This window comes from Tannerella sp. (assembly GCF_052170195.1).
Classification (GTDB): Bacteria; Bacteroidota; Bacteroidia; order Bacteroidales; family Tannerellaceae; genus Tannerella.
This window is the reverse complement of record NZ_JBQNAZ010000013.1, coordinates 35,526-60,400: the sequence shown is the minus strand read 5'-3', so window position 1 is coordinate 60,400 and position 24,875 is coordinate 35,526. Positions and strand designations below refer to the sequence as shown.

The window sequence follows — 24,875 nt, the reverse complement described above, 5'->3', positions numbered from 1 at the left end:
ATTCGTAATATTTTGAATGATACGTATCGGACTTAATGAAATCGCTGTTGATAAAATGCTTCCAATTCTTCTCTGAAATCGGGATGAGCAATCTTGATCAATGCCTTGGCGCGTTCGCGGAGCGATTTGCCTCTCAGACGGGCGACTCCGTATTCGGTCACCACGTAATCCACATCGTTGCGCGAGGTTGTGACCGTGGTGCCTTCGGTCAGTGTGGCTACGATCCGCGAAGTCGTACCGTTTTTTGCCGTCGAAGGCATGGCCATGATGCTTTTTCCGCCTCTCGACCACATGCTGCCACGTACATAATCCACCTGACCGCCCGTCCCGCTGATTTGCTGCAAGCCAATGCTCTCCGACGAAACCTGACCGGCAAGATCGACCGAAAGACAACTGTTGATGCTGATCATCCGATCGTTTTGCGCAATTACCCGAGGGTCATTCACATAATCCGACGGATACATCTCCACGTCGGGGTTATGATTCACAAAGTCATACAACGCCTGCGTCCCCATCAGGAACGTTGCCACCATTTTATTCGGATGTAACGTTTTTGCCTTTCCGTTGATTACACCGTTTTTGACTAACTCCAGCACTCCGTCCGAGAACATCTCCGAATGGATCCCCAGATTTTTCTTGTCTTTCAGGAAAAGAAGCACGGCATCCGGAATCGCGCCGATACCCAACTGAAGGGTTGCTCCGTCCTCGATCAGAGTAGCACAGTTTCTCCCGATGGCCTCCTCTACCTCGGTGATACGAGGAGGCGCAATCGTGTAAAGCGGATAGTCGGCTTCCACGATACAGTCGAGCTTCGACAGATGAATCAGGTTATCTCCTCCGATGTACGGCATCTGCTCGTTGATCTCGCCGATCACTAACCGCGCATGTTCGGTTGATGGCTTTGAATAATCCGACGATATGCCGAAGCTGCAATTCCCGTCCTCGTCAGGGGGTGAGAGCTGTACGATGGCGACATCGACGGGGATGAGTCGCTCACGAATCATGCGGGGCACTTCGGAAAGGAAAGCCGGAAGAAAATCGACCCGCTTCTCTTTGATCGCCGAACGCGTATTCGCCCCAATAAAACTCGCGACATGGCGGAAAGCCTCTTCCATCCCTGGTTCCGTATATTTTGCTTCGCCCAAGACGAGCATGTGGTAAATGCTTACGTTTTTAAACCATTTATAATTTCGTATCAAGGCATCGACACATATCTGCGGCACTCCGGCGGCATGACCCAATGATACCAGCTCATTGTTGCGAATCTGTCTGACGGCTTCGTCAGCCGAGACAATTTTGTTACGATAGGTTGTTTTCCATTCCATTGTTATAAATTCGATTCATGGGTTTTTCGAAGGATCCGTTTTGCTTCATCGAGCAGTGCCTGACTGACGCCATAGTCGGTTTCCACGCGGATCGTTTCGTCGCTCAGCGCTTCGCGAAGGATTTTCTGCACGACGTGCTCGAGCGTTTCGCAGGCCGAAGGACAATATCGGCATGCTCCGGTGAAAGACACTCTGACGACCGACCGGAAGATCCCCGTCAGTGTCAAGTCTCCACCGTGACTGCGCAGGAGAGGGCTGACCTTTTCGCGCAGCACGGCAGTGACGGCCTCTTTCTCGATGAATCGTTCCGTTTCCTTCACGTTCTTATTGGTCTAACGATTCGTCGATGCGGGCGATGGTGCGCGCCATTTTCTTCTTGGCCTCCAGATCGCCCTGACGTGCGATCATGATGCGTTGTGCTTGCGGCGATCCGGCTCCGTGCAGTGACTCCGTACGGTAGCCGACGGCAGCTGTCCCCAATGTTAAATTCTCAATCAGACGCAGGATACGCATCCGGTTGGTAGTGTCTTTGCCTTTTGCTCCGGCCAGATATTTACGGACGATATCGCCCGTTTCTTCCGAGTGCAAGTCCCGTTCCGACGGCATGGTGACCATCAGTCCACCGGCAATATCTTCGGCCAAACGGGTGATTTCATACGGGAAACGGGTCACATTCTGTTTGCAGACATTGGCCAGCAGCAGGTCGATCATATAATTTCCGGCCGGCATCTTCACCCCTTCCGACGAGCAGGCGATTCCACAGGCATACAACGTCTCGTTCAGGTGAATCATCTCAATGAGTTTATCTTTGATATGCGATGCTTTGGGTACGCCGTTATAATCGGCAGCCAGAGCGGCCGCGCCAATCAGGACGTCGCCCACACCGACCTTGCATCCTCCGTATGACTGGCGGTGATACCCGGCGAAACGCTCGACCATCATGCCGGCAAACTGATATTCTTTACACATAAATACTCGCTCGTTGGGGATAAATACATGGTCGAACACGACGAGCGCTTCGTGCCCTCCGAACATCGGATTGCCGAGGTCAATGTCGGCGCCTTCTTCCATCTTGCGCGTGTCGCACGACTGACGTCCGTAGATCATCGTGATTCCTTCGGCATCGCTCTCGATGGCAAACGATACGGCATAGTCGGCGTCGGCTTCTTTTATGGCGATCGTCGGCATGATCAGATGCTCATGCGAGTTTACGGCTCCCGTCTGGTGGGCTTTGGCTCCCGTCACCACGATGCCGTCAGGTCTTACTTCGTTGATATGAACGTACAAATCGGGGTCTTCCTGTTGCGAGGGCGAGAGTCCCCGGTCGCCTTTCGGGTCGGTCATCGCTCCATCGACGACGAGGTCGTTATCCTGTACATATTTCATGTATTCCACAAAGCGTTTGTGGTATTCTGTACCAAGGGCTTGATCCATTTCGTAGGTCGTTGAATAGATGGCATTGAAGGCGTCCATTCCGACACATCGCTGGAAGCAACTGGCGGTTTTTTGTCCGAGCAGGCGTTGCATTTTTACTTTGTTTTTCAAGTCTTCGGGACTTTGATGCAGATGGCAGAACCGGTTGACCGTTTTGCCGGTCAGGTTCGATGTCGTCGTCATGATATCCTTGTACTCCTCCATTTCGGCCAATTCATACGTCATGGCGATGGAGTTGAGCGACGGCCTGATTACAGGATGATCGACCGGATTATGAATCCGTTCACCCATAAAATAAACCTTCAGATTCAGCTTCCTGAGGCTTTCCACGTACTCTTCTCTTGTCTTCATGTATATTTCTTTTTATAAGTTAAAAAATGTCCGGTTTGCCCGATGTTTCCATTGCGAAGAAGAACAAAAGGGATATACTTCGCCTCCACACCGATTCCGGAACGACGCGACTCTTCCTTACGTCGACACAGAACAAGGTCTGTTGCGTTACACACCCATCCGAAGACCTCGTGTACACACCACGAACCTGTCTTCTCGCAATAGATCCATCAATTACATCTATTTAAAATACGTTGCAGTCTTTTCCATTCCCTATTCCCCAAGAATGAAAAAAAGTCGCCCAGGCAGGTCTTCTGACTTTTTCAAGGTTTTGCGATCTTCCCGTTGCCTTGATGCGGCTACAGTGATCAAAAAAGAATGCAAAACCATTCTACTGAAATTACAGCTGAGGGTACAGTTCCGGACTCGCACCGGATTCCCTTTTCAATCCATCATCCATGAACGCATGATGAATCACCTGTGACGGGGGCAAAGAAAATCAGTATTTTCCGATCGGACAAGAATAAATGAAAAAAACGACATCCGACGCTTTTTTTTTAGATTGATTCTATATTGGTTTTCTGTCTGAAGGAGGGGGTAGTGTGTTGTTATACAGGGTTCTCATTGTGCTTGTTGATGAATTGTCACGATTGCCGGGAGATAAGCTACCCGATCCAGACTGATCCAAAGCGTTCGCTCCTTCCCCGTATCGTTCTTTTGCAGCACGACGGCCAATTCATGACCCACTGTCCCGACAACGTACCAATCGCCTTCCATTGAATTGTCATACAGATTGAAAGGAGGCCTCAATTTATTGTAAAGCACAGTGTCTACGTCTTCAAAGCGTAGCCTTAATTGAGAAATACCGGCGGAAGTGTTGATCCTGAAGAGTGTGGTAGATGCATAATCTCCTGCAACGGTTACTTCGTTTTTATCCACTTCGATTTTAGGCATGTTTTCGCCGGGTGCGTCTGTGTCTTTCGAGCAATTTGCGAAAGAAAGCAGTAGCGAAGCGGCTATGGCCGCATGAAAGATACGTATTGTTTTCATCTCCAAATTAGAATTATGTTAAAAATTTTTTTATGCCACAAAGATATACTATATTTGCCAACGACTTTGTTGCAACGGATAAATCTCTAAAAAACAATGATATATTTTCGCCTGTAATAAAACATTAATTTTGCTATATTGCTGATTATTAAACGGCTGATTTTTTTTGTGTTTTTATATATACCTATATCTTTTGATAATCAGACGTCAATCGTTGCAACAAAGTCTTTGCCAACGCAAAAAATATACACATGAAAAAGATTTTATTTTATTCGGTTTCTTCGTTGCTGGTATTATTCAGTTGTACGAATGAAAAAGACGATTTGGAGAATCTGGTAAGCTCGAAAAGGGCGATTGTCGAACACGATGCGGAATTCAACAACGCATTGGAAGCCTTGAAAGAATTTGGAAGTTTTTAATGGCTGGACTCTTGAGCCTTTTATTACCGAGAGAAGTTCCTTTAATATTACTTAGTCCTGCGTTTATTTGCGCCGTTTGCTTTCGGATGATGTTATGTCAGGCTTTCAGCCCTCTGCCGAGGAGATGCCTTTTTCCCAACGCTTCGCTACGCTCCACATTGGGCTGAATTAATACGCCCTTTCAGGGCTGTTGAAGCATTCAGCTTTCAGTTGTCAACATTCAGCCCAAAAAATCAGTAACTTAACACCTTAACGCCCGCAGGGGGGGCACAAGGGCTGAAAGCCCGATCTATTTCAGCCCCATCCTGCAAGGGTGGGGTATCGATGTCCATACCTTGTTTGTAGGGCTGAGAGTCTGACATAATTATCAGTGTTTGGCCATCGGCAGTCTGCATTCGGTACACCGTGTAGGGGCGAACCCATAGAATAATTGTCAATGGTTAATGGTCAATTGTTATGCCGGGTACACGTTATAAGGACGCAATGAATTGCGTCTCTATGGGGCATACAATGATGTATTTGCGCCATTTATATTATTTGCGTTCGGAATATCGTCATTCGTAATTTGTCATTCGTAATTGTTCCAGCCAACACCTCAACAATTCAACACCTCAACGCCCGCAGGGCTTCACTTTTCACTTTTCGTTTTTCACTAATATAGATTCGTAACCGGCGACCTTTTCAGAGTAGAAAAGAGAAACGGAAAAGCCCAAAAAGCGATAAAAAATGATACCTTTGTCCTCGGATTTTACGCGAAAACGTGATCAAGATGGACAAAACGAAACCGATAGCCGCCCTGTTCGATCTGGATGGGGTTATTTTCGACACCGAAACGCATTATACACGTTTCTGGAGAGAGCTAGCGCCGATACTTCAACCCGATATACCCGATTTCGGGAGCATCATCAAGGGGCAAACGCTGATACAGATATTCGAGAAGTATTTCAAGGATCAGCGCGAAGCGCAACAATTGATTCTCGACCGTTTGGCGGAGTTCGAGAGCGCCATGCGCTACGATTATATTCCGGGGATCGAAATGCTTCTAGAAGTATTGCAACGAAACGGGGTGCGTATGGCAGTGGTGACAAGTTCGGACCAAGCCAAGATGACGCATGTTCACCGGGTTCGTCCGGAGTTGGGGCAGATTTTCGAGCATATCCTCACGGCCGAGATGTTTGTCCGGTCGAAACCCGCTCCCGACGCTTATCTGCTGGCTGCCGAGACGTGCGGTACGGTGCCGGAGAACTGCATCGTTTTTGAAGATTCGTTTCACGGGATCGAGTCGGGGCGCCGGGCGGGTATGAAGGTGGTCGGGTTAGCTACGACGAACCCGGCCGAAGCCATCGCCGGGCTGTGCGACCTCGTGATTCCCGATTTCCGCGGCTTCACCTACGAACAGATGCTTGCGCTGCTCGACTGAGAGGAGCGCGTTGCCGGTCGCACCGGCCACATCAGATCCTGATCCGAATCATTATTATTTTTACGAATTTACAGACTCATCGCTATGGATAAGACAATGCCTTTTTTTACACCGGAGGAAAAGAAAGAGTTTTTCACGACATATCGTCTGTTGTTTTCACATTTGTCGTATTGCTTGCAGAAAGAGGATGCGCCGAAGATGAAAAGCCTGATGAGACGGGTCGTCGCACTCGACTGTTACGGACGTGACCGCAACGGGATCAACGGCTTGTTGCGTAATATCAACACGGCGCTGATTGCGACGAGAGATATCGGACTGAAACGGACGTCCGTCATCGCGCTGTTACTTTATCGGCCGGTGATGAAAGAGGCTATCACACTCGATGAGGTGGAATGTACTTTCGACGACGAGGTGGCGCTGATGATTCGCCGTCTGCTGAAAACCTCCGATCTCTATGCCCGTAATACGGCCGTCAACTCCGAGAATTTTCATCACTTGCTCTTTTCGTTTGCCGAAGACGTGCGCGTCATCCTGATCATGATTGCCGACCGCCTCTGCATGATGCGCATGGGCAAGCAGATCAGGGACGAAAAGGATCGTATCCGGTTGGCTACGGAGGTATCGTATCTCTACGCGCCGCTGGCGCATCGACTCGGTCTTTATACCATCAAGAGCGAGTTGGAAGATTTGTCGCTGAAATACATCGATCCGAAAAAGTATCAGTACATCAAAACGAAGCTGAACGAGACAAAACGTTCGCGCGACGAATATATTGCCGAATTTATCAGACCCGTACAGGAGAAACTCGAAGCGTCGGGGCTGAAATTCGATATCAAAGGACGCACGAAGTCCATCCACTCGATCAACAACAAACTGAGGAAACAAAACATCGATTTCGAAGGGATCTACGACTTGTTTGCCATCCGTGTCATTCTCGATTCGCCGCTCGACAAAGAACGTTCGGAATGCTGGCAGGTATTCTCGATCATCACCGATATGTATCAGCCGAATCCGAAGCGGATGAAAGACTGGATTTCCGTGCCTAAGAGTAACGGCTACGAGAGCTTGCATATCACGGTACTCGGGCCGAAGAACCGATGGGTCGAAGTGCAGATACGGACGCGCCGGATGGACGAAGTGGCCGAACGAGGCCTGGCCGCACACTGGAAATACAAGGGGATCAGGGAAGAGCATGGATTAGATGAGTTTCTGAGTGATGTCCGCGCCATGCTCGAGACGCAGACCTCGAACCCGATGGACATGATGAAGGAGTTCCGGATGGACCTTTATCAGGATGAGATTTATGTATTTACGCCGACCGGCGAACTGATTAAACTGGGGAAAGGTGCGACGGTGCTCGATTTTGCATTTGCCATTCATTCGAAGGTAGGCAGTCGGTGCGTGTCGGGGAAAGTGAACGGCAAGAACGTGTCGATTCGTCACCTGTTGCGTAACGGCGACTCGGTCGAAGTAGTTACCTCCCAGACCCAGACACCGAAACGCGACTGGCTCTCGTTCGTGACTACCTCGAAAGCGCGTTCGAAAATCAAACAGGCCTTGCGCGAAGAGTCGGCCAAAGCCGTCGAATATGCGAAGGAATCGTTGCAGCGGCGCTTTAAGAATCGGAAGATTGAAGTAGAAGAGGCTCTGCTGATGCGTTATATCAAAAAGAGCGGTTTCAAGACGGTGACGGATTTTTATATCCATTTGGCCGAAGGGAAATCGGATGTGAATAAAATCATCGACGATTACCTTGATTTCGGACGGAAAGAGCGGGAAGCGGCCGAACACATGGAGAATCGAAGCGCGGAAGAGTACATCACGACGACGGAGGCCGAAACGATTTCCTCGCATCAGGATGTACTTGTCATCGACAAAGACCTGACGGGTATTGAATACAAACTGTCGAAATGCTGTAATCCGATCTTCGGCGACGCGATCTTCGGATTCGTTTCCACACGCGGCATCAAAATTCACCGCACGAACTGTCCGAATGCGCAGGAGATGTTCAGCAAGTTCGGTTATCGCGTCATTCAGGCGCGCTGGAGCGGCAAAGGAACCGACGGATACGCGGTTACGTTGCGGATTATCGGGAACGACGATATCGGAATTGTGACGAACATCACGTCGGTCATCGGCAAGGAAGACGGTGTTTCGCTGCGTTCACTCCAGATCGATTCGGTCGACGGACTGTTTCAGGGCAACTTCACCGTGATGGTCAAAGATACTTCCGCGCTGAACATGCTGACGAAGAAAATCCGAACAGTCAAAGGTGTAAAAAGTGTCGACCGGTTAAACACGTGAAAGCCCCATCTTGGCGGCTTTCTCGTGCATGAAACGTACCGCCGCCTCGTACTCGTTGGGGATGACCCCGTCGAGGATCGCGTTTTTAATCGCTTCCTTGAGCACTCCGACAGGTTGCGAGGGCGGCAGACCGAACGTCGCCATAATCTCCTCGCCCGAAACAGGCGGCTGAAAGTTCCGTACCCGGTCTTTCTCCTCGATCTGCGCCATTTTTTCACGTACCAGACGGAAATTATTCAGGAAACGGCGCACTTTTTCGGGGTTCTTGCTCGTGATATCGGCTTCGCAGAGCTTCATCAGGTCGTCCACATCATCGCCGGCCTCGAAGAGCAACCGACGGATGGCCGAGTCGGTCACCTCGTCGTCTGCCAGACTGATCGGGCGCATGTGCAGCGAAACGAGTTTCTGCACGTATTTCATCTTCTCGTTCATCGGCAGTTTCATCCTTCGGAAGATGCCGGGAATCATTTTTTCGCCGATGAAATTATGGTTGTGGAACGTCCAGCCGAGACGGTTGTCAAAACGTTTGACAGCCGGCTTGGCAATGTCGTGCAGCAGCGCTGCCCAGCGCAACCACAAATCGTTCGTCGTACGACTCAGCCGGTCGAGTACCATTAGCGTATGGGCGAAGTTATCCTTATGTCCGATGCCTTCTTTCGTCTCGACGCCCTTAAGAGCGCACAGTTCGGGAAAGATCAGTTCCAGTAATCCGCATTTGTCGAGCAGCTCGAACCCGATCGAGGGCTTGGGCGACAGCACGATCTTATTCAACTCGTCGGCGATACGCTCTTTCGAGATGATCCCGATACGCTCTCTGTTGCGTGTCATGGCGTCGAACGTATTGGGATCGATAAAGAAGCCGAGCTGCGATGCAAAACGCACGGCGCGCATCATGCGCAGCGGATCGTCACTGAACGTCGTGTCCGGATCGAGCGGCGTGACGATACGCAAGTCTTCCATATCTTCCACCCCGCCGAACGGATCAACCAGTTCACCGTAGCGATCGCCATTCAGACACAGGGCCAAGGCGTTGATCGTAAAATCACGGCGGTTCTGATCATCTTCGAGGGTGCCGTCTTCGACAATCGGCTTGCGGCTGTCTCGCCGGTACGACTCTTTGCGTGCCCCGACGAACTCCACTTCCAGCTCTCCGTGCTTCACCTGTGCCGTGCCGAAATTTTTGAAGACCGACAGATGTGCCTTTCTGCCCAACCGTTTCGCAACGGCCTTGGCCAGCTCGATGCCGCTCCCGACCGTCACTACGTCGATATCTTTCGACGGACGGCGCAGGAAAATATCGCGCACATAGCCTCCGATAACGTATGTTTCCAGCCCCAGCTCGTCGGCTGTTTCCGAAATCAACGGGAAAGGCTGTCCGGAAAGGACTCTCTCTATATCTGCTTCGTAATAAAACATGCTCCGGTTGTTTTTGAGCGTGCAAAGATAGTGCAAGTCGGTTGTAGAACAAAACCGCCTCTCTCTTTTATGCTCCTGTCCCGAATGTTTCTTCCTCTATTCACGGATCGATATTACCACGGAAAAGCCTGCACGAGCTTCTCCAGCCAGACTGCGTCGACGTTGTCGAACGTCGCATACTCTTTGCTGTCGATATCGAGTACCGCTACGACTTCACCGTCGCGTATCATCGGAACAACAATCTCCGATTTCGAGGCGGAGCTGCATGCGATGTGTCCGGGAAAAGCATCCACATCGTCGACCACCAGCGTACACCGCTCTTTCCAGGCGGTGCCACACACTCCTTTTCCGTGACGGATACGCGTGCAAGCTACCGGACCCTGAAAAGGAGCCAGTATTAACTCCTCTTCACGCACGACATAAAAACCAACCCACAAGAAACCGAACGTCGTTTGGAGAGCGGCCACAAAATTGGCCATATTGGCCACCCTGTCAGACTCTCCCGAGAGCAAACCTTTCATCTGCGGCAGTAACGTTTCATACTTCTCCGACTTCCCTCCCTGATGAATCATTATTTCTTCAGCCATAGTAAAATAGTCATGAATGGATTATACAAAGGCTTTCTTTTGTTATTTTCTTATGATTTGAGTGTTAGTATCCTTATCGAGTTTTGGTATGGTTTGATTTTGGGATAGGTATAAAGAATTCATACTATTACCAGAACAACATAATGAGGACAGCTTGCTGCATGAACTTACATCCAATGTGCTCAATTCATTACTACCACAATCAAGATTAGTTAAAACGATACAACCTGAGACATTTAACGTTTTCAAACCGTTGTGATGGCATAGAAGAGTTATGAGATCCGTACAACCGGAAACATCCAGTCGGGCAAGACCTCTATCGTTATACTCAAGACTTTTCAGTGCTGTACAACCACTTAAGTTCAATTCAACCATATTGCGCGGATAAAAATAAGCATCAGGCCGAAATTCCTGTAAAGCCGTGCAGTTGCTTGCATTAAGTGAACGAATCTGGTTGGACTCCTTCAGATCAAGTTGGGTCAAAGCCGTACAACCGCTGACATCAATATCCATCATATTTTTCATTTTACTTACTCCGCTTATCGTCAACTTCTCAAGTTTTTTTAATCCACTTGCTTCGAGGCTGACTAAGTTGTCACAACCTGTTATAGTGATTGATTTTATATCGGTAAGTCCTCTCGCATCAAGCAAGGAGAAGTCGCTATGAATAATTTTAAAAGATTTAACCGACTTACAATTGTCTACGTTCAGCGTAAATTGTTCCGAACCACCAATAATAACGAGATCTTCCAATAGTGTGCACTCATTCAAATCCAGATGCTCTGTATGGGAGGCGTTATATCGGAGGTTTCTCAATGCTTTGTTTTCTTTGAACGAAACCACCTTGCTGTTTCCATTGTACGAAAAAATTTGCAATGCTGGGTTTTGGGATATATTGAGGGGCCGGGCATTATCTCCAAATTCGTGATAGATCAGTACTTCTAAGTGGCTACAATTTGAAACATCAAGATGGTCAGTTCCACTATAAGTCAGATGCTTGAGGTTAATACAGCTACTTAAGTCTACATGGTTTATGTTCGAAATGTCCAGGACTTTCAGTTTCTTGCTTTTACTCAAATCTATTTTTATATTATTGGAAGGAGAATAAGCCATTATCGTGCATTCTTCCAATTCTGTACATCCGTGAATATTCCCTGCTTCGCATTGATGGATAATCAATTTCTTCACGGGAGTGTTACTTACATCAATAAATTCTAGTTGGTTGAAAGAAAGACTTGAACCGTAAACACACTCTTCTAAGGATTGGCTTTTTGTTAAATCAATCGACTTAAGGGCACTGTAACTCCCACCGTGAAATATTCTCAGACCGACATTATCGCTCAAATCAAGCTCTTTGATATTTACTCTGATGGCGTATAGTCTTTCTAAGACGGCACACCGATGGACATTCAATGTCTCCAGAAAGCCATTGCTTCCGCAGTTCAATATTTTCAACTGCGGATTACCGCTACAGTCGAGTGATTCAATCTGTGTGCTGTCGCAATAAAGGACTTCTAACTTGGCACATTGGCTGATGTTTAATGTTTTCAGATTGTGATTTTTTCTGCAATTTAGCATTTTTAATTGCGGATTGTTGCTACAGTCGAGCGAACCGAACGGGTTGTCATTACAGATCAATTTCTCTAATGAAGTAAAATACTCGATACCTTTCATCGACTGGATATTTTTTGAGCTACAATCGATTTCCTTTACGGCTTCAGCTTCTTTCTCACTGATCTGGCCGTTAAAGTCGGTGTCATAATTCAGCAGGAGAAATTCACGGAAATTTCTATCTGCAAAACTCTTAGGAGATATAATTACATCTTCGTCTTTGCTGCATCCTACCATACATGTCATTATTATGGCAAACAAAGCCAAACTGAGTTTTGTGTTCATATATGCTCATTATTTATGATTACTGATTCTTTTGTCTCTTTTCTGTCCTATTTGAGGGGGCACTTATCCAAAACGTATTGGTGCAGACCCGGTGTTATATGCAATATCACCGTTTTTCCATGTTCTGGAACCCGAAAGAGTCGGACTTTTCATTACCACATTTTTGCTTTTAAATCCAATTGCTCCTATTGGTGTTATACGATCATCTGATTGTTAAAATCTTATGAGTATGAGGCGTATGAGATTAAGTACAAAATTATATGCTTAAAACAAGATAGACAACATAAAAATAGTTAATAATTGTTTTTTTGCAAATTGAACAGGTCGATCAACTTTTAGAGACCTCTGCAAAACTCCATTTAAACATCAAAATTATTCGTTTAATTTATTGATTGATTGTACGTTTTCTTTAGTTTGTTTTGAGAAGGCTTTTGCAGAGGTCTTTTTTATGCTTACACGGGGATTCTTTTATTTTTCTTTTGTGCTTATCTATTTATACATTTCTGCAATCCGTTTTGATTTATTGTTTTACAGCCTGATTGTAACCTTTAGGAAGCAAGATGAAGGTTGCAAGTAACGCTTTATGATCGCTCGGCCATATTCCCATCGGTTCGATAAACGTATCTTTACCGGAATCAGGAGTTCGCTCTCCCCGAAGAATGGAACCACTCGGTCCGACGATCCGGACATCTTTCAGTGCGATCGTATTGTCTGAACGGTAGTAGATAAAATCGATACGTTCCCGGTCATCGGCATCGGGTGACCAGACTAATTGATCGAGTTTCGCCGCAGGATTATCTGCCGCAAAGGTGAAGCCTGGATAGTCGACGGCATCGGGATACTTTTCGCGGAATGCATCGATAAATCGGTTAGAGTACAGAAGAACTGAGCAGTCCCATTCGATCACAACGTTACGATGATCGCGTATGTTTTTCGTATCGGCTTGCCAGTCGAGATGGGATGGCTCATTGAAATCTCCCCCGATCAGTACGATCTTGTCCTGCTCTTTTAATGCGTCAGAGAGCAGGGCGCGTATTTCATCATCGCGAAAAGAGGCCCTGTTGTCGGCCAGTAAAGAGTCTATGTCCGTAACCGGCTGAGGTAACTTTTTCCAATCGCTGCTTCCGTAACCGCGAGGGAGGTAAGAGGAGCAGTTGAGCCAATCCAAATGCGCCGAATAAACAACGACCTCTCTTCCCTCGATCAGAAAACAGGCTTTCAACACTGAACCTCGGTCGTTTTGCAGCGGGTAAACGATTTCTTGCTTCAGGATGGGATATTTCGATATAATCCCCGTACTTACACTCCGTTCGCCGTAATATGTTATGTCCTCCTCCGACAATGCGTCAATCAGACGGGCGATAAAGTCTGTATCGTTATAATTGCGTACTTCGCTGAATGTGACAAAATCCGGTTGCAAACGAGCGATATGGTTCACGATACTCGCGAATCCGCCTTCGATCATTGTCCCCTCCTGCCAGATATTGAACTGCAGGAGGGTAATTTCTTTAGGGCTTTCTTGACGGCAACCGGCACAGAGCAGGAACAAAACAAAAATATATTTCAAGTGTCTCATCTTATTTGTGTATTATTTTAACAACCACATAACGTCGTTTGGGGTGTCTGTTCCGTTAAACTGACGTTTTATTGCATTTTCTACATTTTCCTTATTGCGTTCATATTCGTTTTCAGGATACATCCATCGCACCGGATACTGTGTTTTGATTTCATTCATATTCGTTGCCGGATCTAATGGCAATTTAGGATAGCCCGTACGCCGATAATCGTAATATGAGTTAAACGGTAACTGTACGAACGATGCTATATATTTCTGAATCATAATTTGTTTTAACCCTTCTGTCTCGTTAAATGCAGCTTTACCCTTTAAATATCCGTCGATATACGCATCATCTATCGTTCTTCCGTGCCGATATGCTTCGGGAGTATGTTCTGCCGTAAATTTCATGGCGGCACGGACTCCTTTTTCATAATGCTCCTTGGCCGAGCCGGGTATCTTCCATCCTCGCAAAGCTGCTTCGGCCAAGATAAATTGAGTCTCGGTGTAGGCGATGAACTTTACCGGCTCGCCCTGTGGCATACGGTGATAACGTTTGTTTATCGTAGAATGTTTTCCGGCAGCGAATTCGGCTTGAATCTGTCCGTATTCCAGCACGGGATTTACACCACTGTATGCATCGAAAGAAGACATGTCAGCAGTCAACGCTTTCGCCGGTTCTGCAAAATAGAAGAGGCGGTAATCCTGTAAGTCCTTCAACATATTTACGAAAAACGAAGTGAAAACAGGATATGGCCAGAAGTTCTGTTTCTCATGGTAGAACGGATACCACTGACTGCTTTTGCCGGCATCGTATGTGCGCTGATAACTGTCGGCTTCGCTCTCGATAAGAGGAGAGGCAGCTGTTTTCTCGAACAGGTTGCGTACATCAATACCGGCCACGGTCTGTTTTTTGCTTAACATGTTCAGTACACGCAACATGAAACTGTTCGTTGCACGCTGCCATTTGACCGGATTCCCGTTATAAATAAAATCACCATCGAATGCCGAAGCCGAACCGAATAGCTCGGAAGATTTCTGTAAGTTTTTCAGAATGATTCCGAATACCTCTTCCTGGGTATCATATTGGGGCGAAACAATGCCTTCGGATTCCCCTTTCAAGGCTTCCGAACAAGGAACATCACCCATAGCCATGGTAGCGTTATAGAAAACTAGCGCCTGCATAAAATAATCCAGCGCTTCGTAGGCCTGTTTTTTGTTTTCTGCCATGCCTTGATCGGCACGTACCAGCTCTACCATCTTCTTCGTGTCAATCAAATAGGCATAAGCATCGTAATTGCCGCGTTCGAATTTATTGTACATATACCATTCCATGTGTTCGGTAAAGCCGGTAGACTTCATCAGCCACGAGTCGCCAAATAGCCATTTGCTTGCCGGGCTGTCCGTCGTATTGAGAATGACTCTTGTCGCTAAAAAATCGGGAGTCACCATTGTCGGTGTATCCGGATTCAAGTTGATATCGTTGAAATCGCCGCAAGCAATCAGCATGACGGAGAGTAAGGGATAAATTATCTTTTTCATAATGATAGGTATTATAATGTCAAATGAATATTAAAACCGATATATCTGGTGGTCGGAGAGTTCAGGTTCTCTTTTCCGCGATCCGGGTCTGAATACTTGAACGCTTTGCTCCACATCAACAAGTTTTGCCCGATTATGCCGATCTGCACATTTTTCATAAGTAGTTTATCTGCGAGTGGGGCAGGGAAGGAATAGTTCAGCGCCACTTCGCGCAGCTTGACGAAGGAGGCATCGAGGATATTCTGGCGAGGCTGGTGATCCCACGGATTTTCATTATAAACCATGGTGTAGCTCTGGTATGATACGGGGATATCGTTCGGTGCAAATGTACGGGTATCTTGCAGCATCCGACCATAAGCATCGTATGAGGCAGATCCGTTCACTACTTTCGAACCTGGGGCGACGTAATTCTGCTTTCCGTTCACTACCTCGTCGTAGCGCCACTGATTATCACTATCCGGATGTGATCCTGCATGCCATAATGCCTGTTCTGTCCATGAATACATCATACCTCCCAAACGACCATCTAATGAGATACTCAGATTGAAATCTTTATATCTGAAGCTGGAACTGAGACCCAGGATCAAATCCGGATCGCTGTTTCCGATCACACTTTGATATTTATTCTTGACAGGCAACCCTGCCTGATGAACGATATTTCCCTCGTGATCGCGTTCCCAATCGTAGTAGAAGAATTTATCGTAACGTTCTCCTTCTTTGATGCGGGGATCTTTCGAACTGTACACCGGATCGAGTTTGTCGTAATACCAATGGAAAAATGCTGCATTCAATGCTCCTTCCCATGTGAAGTCGCGATTCACGACAGGTTTACCTCTGAGAGTAAACTCCATGCCTCGCTGCCGGATTTCTTCTGCAGTGTTCGTTGTGATTTGTCCGAAGCCTGAGCCTGTCGATATTTTGGATGAGATCAGTCGGTCGTAGCGTAGCCGATTGAAAAGCGTATAATCGAATCCTAACCGGTTATTAAAGAAACGGAAGTCTGTACCGAACTCAAAGGACGATTCCGTTTCGGGCTTGATATTCGGATCACGCAAGGTGGTCGGATATGTTGCAGTAGACAATCCGTTCCACACATCTGTTTCTACAGAATATATCCGGTTCAGTTCATACACTTCCAGATCTCTTTTGGCTACTGTCCACGAGGCGCGGATTTTCCAGAAGTCCAGGATATCTTCGACCGGATTCCAGAGAGCTGTCGGGATCATGCTGCCTGATACGGAAGGGTAAAAGTAAGATCTTGAAGAAGAAGGGAGTGTTGACGACCAGTCGTTACGTCCGGTGATGTCGAGATAGATCGTACTTTTCCATGATAGACCTGCTTTTCCATAGATACTGTAGAGCGCTTTCTCACTTATTTCTTTCGAAACGTTCGGTCGTTCTACCGAAGCGTTCAGGGAGTAGAATCCCGGCACTGAAAGCCCGCCACGAGTATTACTTGTGAACGAAACGGTTTTATACCAGTAAGACGAGAGACCGGCGATTAGATCAATACCAAAGTCGTTATGGGAATAATCTCCTTTCACGATGAGGTCGTTATTGAAACTGGATCCGTCGTGTTGTTCATATCTGTAATATCCGCGTTTCTGACCGCTGTCACCGATCGACTGGCGGTAGTCCTCATCATTGTTGTAATTATCGAAACCCGAACGGAATATGACAGAGAGATTCTTCATAAAATCGTATGAGAGCGTAACGTTCGTTGTAAACAGATTTTTATCCTGCTGATGAATCCGCTCATTCATGATATAGTAAGGATTATCATACCATGCTTCGAAAGGCCAGTTTTGCTTCCGGTCTTTGACTTTCCAGTAATTTTTGTAGTCGAATACATCGTACTCCGTTCCGCTCCATATCAACATGTTATAGAAGATATTGCCATTGCCGTAATTGACTCTTGGCATATTCGGCACTTTTTCTTTTTTATAAGAGAAGCTGGCGTCAATTTTAAAGTTGTTGTATGTGATGTTGCCGTTGCCTGTCAGAATATATTTATTCAGGCTTGTATTAGGATAGGAACCTCGTTCGTGAACTTGTGTTCCCGAGATACGAAAACCTCCCAGTTTGCCGGCCTGCGAAATACTCACGTTTGTATTGGTAATAATACCCGAGCGGAAGAAGTTCGAGATATTGTTCTTTCCTCTCGGTAGCAAGGGCATCATTTGCTGTTCCATCGTCAGCGGGTCATACTGTTTTACTTCGCGACCATCCATGTAGTTTCCCCATACATAACCGCTGTTGTATTCTAATTGTCCGTAGTTTCCCGTACTGTACGACGTTTGTGCTTTCGGGATTTTCAGATAGCCCATTCCGGCCATTGTATGATTCGAAATATTGACAGTCAGTATGCCGGACTCACCGCTTTTTTTCGTTGTGACCATGATGGCGCCTGCACGACCACGCACACCGTATAAGGCTGAAGCCGTTGCACCTTTCAGTACATCGATACTTTCAATATCTTCGGCCGAGAGATCGTGTAGAGTTATATTTCCATAAGCGACACCATCTACCACAATCAGCGGATTTTCCCCACGCAACATAAGCTTTGGTTTTTCCGATATCTCGGAACTGTTATGAATAGCCAGACCGGCAATTTTACCCGTCAGACTGGATGCCACATCGGTCCCTTTCACGGCAGAGAGCGCCTCCCCTCCGATTTTCTGCACCGAGTAGCCGAGCGCTTTTTCTTCTCGTTTGATACCTAAAGCAGTTACCACTACTTCGCTCAGACTTTTCGTATCTTCAATCAGCACGACGGTAAACGACGTTTTATTTCGTGTATCAAGTTCCTGCGTGTGATAGCCGATATAAGAAACAATAAGGGAGGCATGATTGGAGACAGATAAGGCGAATCGTCCGTCGTGATCTGTTACAGTGCCATTTGTCGCCGTGCCTTTTTCGATAATGTTTGCTCCGATGATTGGCGTGTTCGATGCATCCATGACGATGCCCGTCACAACTTTTCGCTTGTCATCCTGTACTACCGTTTTTACCGATAATTCTTTAGGAGATAAGATGATGTTTTTGTCCAGCACCTTGTACTGAATGTCCATGTCGGCAAATAATCGGTCTAATACGTAAAAGATATTTCTTCCCTCGCTTTTAATGGTGACCACACGCGCCATATCTATCCGACGGTTGTTGTAAAAGAAATGGAATTCAGACTGTCGCTCGATTTCGTCCAAGACCTCCTGCATCGTGCGATTTTGTGCATTCAGTGTTAGGAGCGTCGATTGTCCATAGTTTTCCGCCGCTCGCATTCCTCCTGCGCAGAGCAACAGGCAAGTTATCAACGCAAACCCTTGTAATTTGCGCTGTAACAAATGGCACGACAGGATTCCGCGCCTGATTTTCCGGTTTGTTTGCTTGTTTTTCATACGTTCTTCATGTTTTTGGGTAAATGATTATAATATCTGTGTTAAAAAATCTCTACGATTGTTTTCTCTTGTGCGGCATCCTCCTTCCTCTCCGGCTCGATTATTCGATACCGAATACCCGAAGAGATACGGAAATGTTCCAGAATAAGCGGTAGTTGTTGCGTGTCGAAGCGTCCGGTGTACGAATGTTCGTATAATTTATTGTTTTTTACATCGAACTGAGCGTTAAAACGTTTTTCGAGGATTCTTAACGCATCTTTGAACGGGGTGTTACGGAAGATGACCAAACCGTCTTTCCAAGCAGTCTGTGTTTCGGGGATTATTGTATTGGAAATTAAATGCTTTGTCGTTTTGTTATATCGGACATATTCGTTCGGATTCAGCACGATAGACGCTTCTCCGTGATCGCCCGATGGGTACGTGAAGCGAACAGAGCCGGAAACCAGCGTGGCGTTGACTAGTTCATCTTTCCGATAAGCTTCCAGATTAAACTCCGTGCCTAGTACCTCGACCTTTGCTCCGGAAGAGGTGTGTACGATGAACAGTCGGTTGCGATGTTTACGTACCGAGAAATATGCTTCGCCTTCAAGATCGACTTCCCGACAGTCACCTGTGAATACACTCGGATAAGTTATGCGTGAGTCAGCATTGAGCCAGACCATGCTCCCGTCGGGAAGAGTGGTTGTTGCCACCATGCCCGGAGAAGTGTGTAGTTCTACATTTCCGGTTGTCTTTTCGGGGAGATGCCGGTAAAGTAGCACACAAAAGAGCGGAATGAATAAAACAGCGGCTATCCTTTGTGCCCATCGCCCGACCGTGCTCAGACGTCGCCATACGATTTTGCGACGGACATTTCTCAACGCTTCTATCGTTTTTGCTTCACGGATTGTCCTCAATACCTCTGTACTGTAATAGATATAATGTATATCGCGAGCCAGTTGCTCATTGGTTTCCGATTGTGCAATCCATGTTTCCACATCGACTTTTTCTTTTCCGAAAATCTTTCCGGAAAGATATTCCAGCAAAGTCGCCTCATCGATCTTATTCCCTGTTTCCATATTATGAAGACGGTTTACATGTCAAATATCCTAAACTTGCTCGTTCGTTGGGAGGGATATTTTTAGGGAAGCTAAGATTCTTCTTCGTCTTTTTATCGTATTTTTGTGAAAGAAATAAGAACATGAGAAAGGATAAAGGTTATAGAATATCGGACGAAACACTCTTTTTGCAAATCCGTCACGGATGCGGGAAATCTTTTGATGCACTTTTTATAAAATATTATCCGGTGCTATGGGCCTATACGCGGCAGTTTATCGAGCCGGAAGATGGCGAAGAAGTAGTACAGGATGTTATGGTCTGGTTGTGGGAAAACCGGCGGCAGGTTTCGTTTGAAACGTCGCTGAAGAACTATTTGTTCCGTGCGGTACGTAACCGTTGTCTTTCTTTAATTGATCGCAATGAGCTGAAACGAAAAGTGTACCATGTCGTCCATGAAAAGATGTCATCGCACTTCGAAAATCCCGATTTCTACGACTACGAAGAGTTGACCCGACGGATCGAAGAGGCTTTGACGCGTCTTCCGGAAAGTTATCGCGAGGCTTTTGAGCTAAATCGCTTCCATCAGCTTACGTATAAAGAAATTGCTGAGCGGCTGAATGTATCGCCCAAAACAGTTGATTATCGTATTCAGCAAGCTTTAAAACAATTAAGGGTGGAGTTAAAAGACTTGCTGCCGATTCTTTTCCTCGTTTTATAACAACCCGTTATCGCGCAGCCATGTGTCCGCTTCGGCGAGTGCTTCGGGTTTTCCGATGTCTATCAGGCGAAGGCCGTCCTGCACGTAGGGGCAGATCGGAGCTTTGGCGCAGACTGAAAGATAGAAGTTGATGATTGAAAACTTGCCGGTCCATTCTTCCATCAGGTCGAAGATTTTGGGAGAGATGACATGGATGCCTCCGAAGGCATATTCCAAGTATTTCGACGGGTCGAACTGCGGATAGTGCGAGCGTACCTCCCCTGTGTTGCGATTACGCCAGCCGTAGAGACGATGGTCTTTTTTCTGCCCGAAGAGCAGTCGGCGTGCGGTCTGGCGGTGGCTTACCACGAGCGTGGCCAGTGCATCCGATGTCAGATGATGACGATAGAGCGCTTCCAGATCGACATTTGAGAAGATATCCACATTATGCACCAGAAACGGTTCGTCGCCCTTCAGAAACGATTGTGCCTGTTTGATTCCGCCTCCGGTATCCATCAGATAGTTACGTTCGTCCGAGATATCGATGTGAAGCCCGAAATGACTTTTTGAGGTGAGGAACTCAATGATCTGTTCGCCCAAATGATGAATGTTGACGACGAGATGGGTGAATCCGGCAGCTTTCAGCTTCAGGATAATATGTTCGAGCATAGGCTTCCCGCCGACGGGTAGCAATGCTTTAGGCGTCTCGTCGGTCAGCGGTTTGAGACGCGATCCGAGCCCTGCGGCAAAAATCATGGCTTTCATTTCTCTTTGGGCTCAAAAGTTTCTTCTATGTTCTGCTCACGGTGGATCAGCCGCACTTTAACGTCGTACTTCTGATGTAAATGCTCGGCCAGATGTTGGGCTGAATAGACGGAACGATGCTGTCCGCCCGTACATCCGAAAGAAACCATCAGATTCGTAAATCCACGGTCTATGTATCGTTTGACGGATGCATCCACGAGCGAGTATACATGGCCGAGGAAAGCAGTGATTTCACCATCGTCTTCCAAAAAACGGATAACCGGTTCGTCCAGACCCGTGAAATGATTGAATCGTTCGTACTTGCCGGGGTTATTGATGGCCCGGCAATCGAAGATAAAGCCTCCGCCGTTGCCGCTCGGATCGTTCGGGATTCCTTTTTTGTAGGCAAAACTCACGATCTTTACTTCGAGCATGCGTTTGCGGTGTTCCTCCGAGAACTGTTTCAGTTGAATCAGTTGTTTCAGAATAGTGCAGAGGTACGGATATTCCGGATAATCTTCGTGTAGCAGTTCGCGCAGATTCTCTAACGCATACGGTACGCTTTGAATGAAATAAGGTTTTTTCTCGAAATAGCCGCGAAACCCATACGCCCCCAATACCTGTAGGGTGCGGAACAATATAAATTGTCTGAGTCGGTTACGGAACGCTGCTTCATTCACGTCCGTATATTTTCGGAGCGCCTGAATATATTCGCCGAGCAGCTCTTCCCGTAGCTCGTTCGGATACCGCGCCTTGGCCTGCCAAAGAAACGAGGCTACATCGTAATAGACCGGCCCTTTGCGTCCTCCCTGAAAATCGATGAAATAGGGTTCTCCGTCTTTGATCATCACATTACGTGACTGAAAATCGCGGTACAGGAAAGTCTCTTCCGAGTCGCGTAACAACATACGGCACATCTGTTGGAAGTCGTCTTCGAGTCGCGCCTCCTGAAATTCGAGACCGGTGGCTTTCAGAAAGCAGTATTTGAAATAATTCAAATCCCACATGACCAATCGGCTGTCGAACTCGGGCTGCGGATGGCATCGCGAAAAGTCGAAGCCTTGTGCACCGGTGTACTGAAACGCCGGCAGCATCCGGATCGTTTTCTTCAGTAATGCCCGCTCTTCCGGACTGAAGACACTGCTCTGCCGTCCTTTTTCGATGGCGTGAAAAAGCAGCGTGTCACCGAGATCTTCCTGCAGATAGAAACGCTTGTCGTCGGAGTGGGTGTAGATTTCAGGAACAGGCAATCCCTGCTGCCTGAAATGATGCCCCATATAGATAAAAGCTGCATTTTCTTCGATAGAGGTACCGCATACCCCGATCAATGAGGTCTTGCCTGCCAGCCGGAAATAACGCCGGTTCGAACCTGACGAAGGAAGTTCTGTTACTTCACTTGCCTCCGTACCGGTTTGCAGGCGATATAGTCGTTTTAATTCATCTGTTATCATTACGGGACACGAAGGTACGGCAAATTATTGGAAAAAGAAAACGGACTGTATGTTTTTCAACAGCAGAAGTTGGGACAGGGGGCGTGAGACATGCGGTAAGAAGGCGGCAGCTCCTTTTAAACATCTGCTTATGGTTACGAAAAAACGGATGTTTCCAAATTAATCATTAACTTTGCACGTCTTGAAAATAATAACTCGATGAAAAAGTTAATTGTATCACTTATGACAACCGTACTGTTTACTGCCTGCGGCAACAAATCGCAGACTGTTCATGATGAAGCTGCAAAACAGCAGGAGATCGACTACACGGTCGATCGTTTTGCCGACATCGAAATACTTCGCTACGAAGTCCCCGGATTCGAAACCTTGACTTTGCAACAAAAACAGTTGCTTTATCATCTTTCGGAAGCCGCGTTGATGGGCCGCGATATGCTGTTCGACCAGAATTGCCGTTATAATCTTGCTATTCGCCGCTCGCTCGAAGCCGTTTATCAGGAATATAAAGGCGATCGGAACGACGCGCAGTTCAAGGCGCTGGAAACATACCTTAAACGCGTATGGCTGGCTAACGGTATCCACCATCATTATGCCGAAGACAAATTCGAACCGACGGGTCTTACGCCGGAATTCTTTGCGGAATGTATCCGTCAGGTTGATGCGGCCCGCTTACCGCTTCGCGAGGGACAGAGCGTGGAGCAGTGGCTTGAAGAAATCACGCCGGTCATTTTCGATCCGAAGGTGATGCCCAAACGGACCGTACAGAGCGGTGAAGGCGATATCCTTCTGGCTTCGGCGAATAATTACTATGAGGGCGGCATCACACAGAAAGAAGCGGAAGATTTCTATGCCCGCATGCGTCTCCCGAACGATACGATGGCTGTCTCCTACGGCCTCAACAGTCGGCTGGCTAAGGTAAACGGCGAGCTCGTTGAAAAGGTCTGGAAAGTTGGCGGATTGTATACGCAAGCGATTGAACGCATCGTCGACGAGTTGCAAAAGGCCGTGCCCTTTGCCGAGAATGACGCACAGAGAGCCGTTATCGAGAAACTGATCGAATATTACCGTACAGGCGACCTCAAAACGTTCGATGCCTATGCCATCCTCTGGGTGAAAGACCTTGCGTCGGAAGTAGACTTTGTCAACGGCTTTACGGAGACGTACGGCGACCCGCTGGGCATGAAAGCAAGCTGGGAGTCGATTACGAACTTCATCAATCGGGAAGCGACGAAGCGTACAAAAATCATCAGCGAAAACGCGCAATGGTTCGAGGACCATTCGCCGATGGACAAGCGTTTTAAGAAAGAAGAAGTAAAAGGTATCACAGCGAAAGTGATCACCGTGGCGATGCTTGGAGGCGACTGTTACCCGACAACGCCGATCGGTATCAACCTGCCGAATGCGGACTGGATACGCAAGCACTACGGCTCCAAGTCGGTGACGATCGAGAATATCACGGAGGCCTACGACAAAGCGGCGAAAGGAAACGGATTCAAGGAAGAGTTTGTGATCAACGATGCGGAACGCGAACGGATCGAGCAATACGGTTTCATTACCGACAACTTGCATACCGACCTGCACGAGTGCCTCGGACACGGCTCGGGACAGCTGCTCGAAGGCACAGACCCGAATGCGCTCGGAGCATACAGCTCAACCCTTGAAGAGGCGCGCGCCGACATTTTTGCGCTGTACTATCTGGCCGATAAAAAACTGCTCGAACTGGGGCTGTTGAGCGATCCCGAAGCTTACAAGGCCGAATATTACAAGTATCTTATGAATGGCTTGATGACTCAGCTTGTGCGCATACAGTCGGGCAAAGACGTCGAAGAGGCACACATGCGAAACCGGCAGCTTATTGCCCGCTGGGCTTACGAAAAAGGGAAGCCGGACAATGTCGTCTCATTCGAGAAACGTGACGGTAAGACGTTCGTTGCCATTAACGACTACGAAAAGTTGCGGACGCTCTTCGGCGAGCTGCTGGCGGAGCTTCAACGCATCAAGAGCGAAGGTGATTTCAATGCCGGCAAGCAATTGGTGGAAACGTATGGCGTTAAAGTAGACCGGGCCCTTCACGATGAGGTGCTGGCACGCTATCAGCGTCTGAACCTCGCTCCATACAAAGGGTTTGTCAATCCGGTCATGAAGGAAGTTAAGAATGCACAGGGCGAAGTGATCGATATTACGCTCGATTATACCGAAGGGTATATAGAGCAGATGCTGCGGTATAGCAAGGAATATTCCTTCCTGCCGACATATAATTAAGATTAACGGATTG

General features: G+C 47.3%; 18 protein-coding genes and 1 riboswitch. Of the genes, 5 read left to right on the top strand and 13 right to left on the bottom strand.

What is annotated here, in order from left to right; genetic code table 11:
• Positions 1–32: 32 nt before the first annotated feature.
• The 4 genes from ACTTKA_RS05625 to ACTTKA_RS05610 all read right to left on the bottom strand — a co-directional run bounded on the left by ACTTKA_RS05625 (position 33) and on the right by ACTTKA_RS05610 (position 4,139).
• The gene (locus ACTTKA_RS05625) at positions 33–1,325 is read right to left on the bottom strand and encodes an acetyl-CoA hydrolase/transferase family protein (protein ID WP_074453098.1); all 1,293 of its coding nucleotides are present in this window, start codon (positions 1,323–1,325) and stop codon (positions 33–35) included.
• A 2-nt stretch (positions 1,326–1,327) separates the two neighbouring features.
• Positions 1,328–1,645, bottom strand: coding sequence for a NifU family protein (locus ACTTKA_RS05620; protein WP_080948651.1), 318 nt, complete (start codon positions 1,643–1,645; stop codon positions 1,328–1,330).
• A gap of 4 nt (positions 1,646–1,649) precedes the next feature.
• Complete coding sequence (locus ACTTKA_RS05615) at positions 1,650–3,110, bottom strand: 4-hydroxyphenylacetate 3-hydroxylase family protein (RefSeq protein WP_442724268.1); 1,461 nt, start codon at positions 3,108–3,110, stop codon at positions 1,650–1,652.
• Between the two features lie 266 nt (positions 3,111–3,376).
• A riboswitch (cobalamin riboswitch) is annotated at positions 3,377–3,586 on the bottom strand.
• A gap of 124 nt (positions 3,587–3,710) precedes the next feature.
• Complete coding sequence (locus tag ACTTKA_RS05610) at positions 3,711–4,139, bottom strand: hypothetical protein (protein ID WP_442724267.1); 429 nt, start codon at positions 4,137–4,139, stop codon at positions 3,711–3,713.
• Positions 4,140–4,390: 251 nt separating this feature from the next.
• Between ACTTKA_RS05610 and ACTTKA_RS05605 the strand changes: the two genes are divergently transcribed.
• From ACTTKA_RS05605 to ACTTKA_RS05595, 3 genes are all read left to right on the top strand, one after another.
• Positions 4,391–4,558, top strand: coding sequence for a hypothetical protein (locus ACTTKA_RS05605; protein WP_314749035.1), 168 nt, complete (start codon positions 4,391–4,393; stop codon positions 4,556–4,558).
• A 769-nt stretch (positions 4,559–5,327) separates the two neighbouring features.
• The gene (locus ACTTKA_RS05600) at positions 5,328–5,978 is read left to right on the top strand and encodes an HAD family hydrolase (protein ID WP_442724266.1); all 651 of its coding nucleotides are present in this window, start codon (positions 5,328–5,330) and stop codon (positions 5,976–5,978) included.
• An 84-nt stretch (positions 5,979–6,062) separates the two neighbouring features.
• Entirely contained in the window at positions 6,063–8,282 is a 2,220-nt protein-coding gene (locus tag ACTTKA_RS05595; RefSeq protein WP_074449765.1) for a RelA/SpoT family protein, read from the top strand.
• Here ACTTKA_RS05595 and ACTTKA_RS05590 read toward each other — a convergent pair.
• The 7 genes from ACTTKA_RS05590 to ACTTKA_RS05560 form a co-directional block, all read right to left on the bottom strand.
• Entirely contained in the window at positions 8,271–9,698 is a 1,428-nt protein-coding gene (locus tag ACTTKA_RS05590; protein WP_314791289.1) for a CCA tRNA nucleotidyltransferase, read from the bottom strand. The two genes, ACTTKA_RS05595 and ACTTKA_RS05590, sit on opposite strands and share 12 nt — an antisense overlap.
• 113 nt (positions 9,699–9,811) lie before the next feature.
• Positions 9,812–10,285 carry a GAF domain-containing protein gene (locus ACTTKA_RS05585; protein WP_442724265.1) on the bottom strand — a complete coding sequence of 158 codons (474 nt, stop codon included), beginning with the start codon at positions 10,283–10,285 and terminating at the stop codon, positions 9,812–9,814.
• A gap of 42 nt (positions 10,286–10,327) precedes the next feature.
• Positions 10,328–12,181 (bottom strand): hypothetical protein, encoded by a 1,854-nt coding sequence (locus ACTTKA_RS05580; RefSeq protein WP_442724264.1) that lies wholly within the window; start codon positions 12,179–12,181, stop codon positions 10,328–10,330.
• A gap of 520 nt (positions 12,182–12,701) precedes the next feature.
• Entirely contained in the window at positions 12,702–13,757 is a 1,056-nt protein-coding gene (locus ACTTKA_RS05575; RefSeq protein ID WP_442724263.1) for an endonuclease/exonuclease/phosphatase family protein, read from the bottom strand.
• A gap of 12 nt (positions 13,758–13,769) precedes the next feature.
• Positions 13,770–15,278 carry a SusD/RagB family nutrient-binding outer membrane lipoprotein gene (locus ACTTKA_RS05570; protein WP_442714285.1) on the bottom strand — a complete coding sequence of 503 codons (1,509 nt, stop codon included), beginning with the start codon at positions 15,276–15,278 and terminating at the stop codon, positions 13,770–13,772.
• Between the two features lie 11 nt (positions 15,279–15,289).
• Complete coding sequence (locus tag ACTTKA_RS05565; RefSeq protein ID WP_442724262.1) at positions 15,290–18,673, bottom strand: SusC/RagA family TonB-linked outer membrane protein; 3,384 nt, start codon at positions 18,671–18,673, stop codon at positions 15,290–15,292.
• Positions 18,674–18,714: 41 nt separating this feature from the next.
• Positions 18,715–19,731, bottom strand: coding sequence for a FecR family protein (locus tag ACTTKA_RS05560; protein WP_442724261.1), 1,017 nt, complete (start codon positions 19,729–19,731; stop codon positions 18,715–18,717).
• A gap of 122 nt (positions 19,732–19,853) precedes the next feature.
• Here ACTTKA_RS05560 and ACTTKA_RS05555 point away from each other — a divergent pair, with 122 nt between their 5' ends.
• Positions 19,854–20,429, top strand: coding sequence for an RNA polymerase sigma-70 factor (locus ACTTKA_RS05555; protein ID WP_279172740.1), 576 nt, complete (start codon positions 19,854–19,856; stop codon positions 20,427–20,429).
• Here the strand turns inward: ACTTKA_RS05555 and ACTTKA_RS05550 are convergent.
• Positions 20,424–21,173: a nucleotidyltransferase family protein gene (locus tag ACTTKA_RS05550; RefSeq protein ID WP_442724260.1), complete on the bottom strand. Its 750-nt coding sequence runs from the start codon at positions 21,171–21,173 to the stop codon at positions 20,424–20,426. The genes ACTTKA_RS05555 and ACTTKA_RS05550 overlap by 6 nt on opposite strands.
• Complete coding sequence (locus ACTTKA_RS05545; protein WP_279172741.1) at positions 21,170–22,603, bottom strand: RapZ C-terminal domain-containing protein; 1,434 nt, start codon at positions 22,601–22,603, stop codon at positions 21,170–21,172. Before ACTTKA_RS05545 ends, ACTTKA_RS05550 begins: the two co-directional genes overlap by 4 nt.
• Positions 22,604–22,801: 198 nt before the next feature.
• On the opposite strand from ACTTKA_RS05545, the gene ACTTKA_RS05540 reads away from it, so the two are divergent.
• Entirely contained in the window at positions 22,802–24,862 is a 2,061-nt protein-coding gene (locus tag ACTTKA_RS05540) for a dipeptidyl-peptidase 3 family protein (protein WP_442724259.1), read from the top strand.
• Positions 24,863–24,875: the final 13 nt, after the last annotated feature.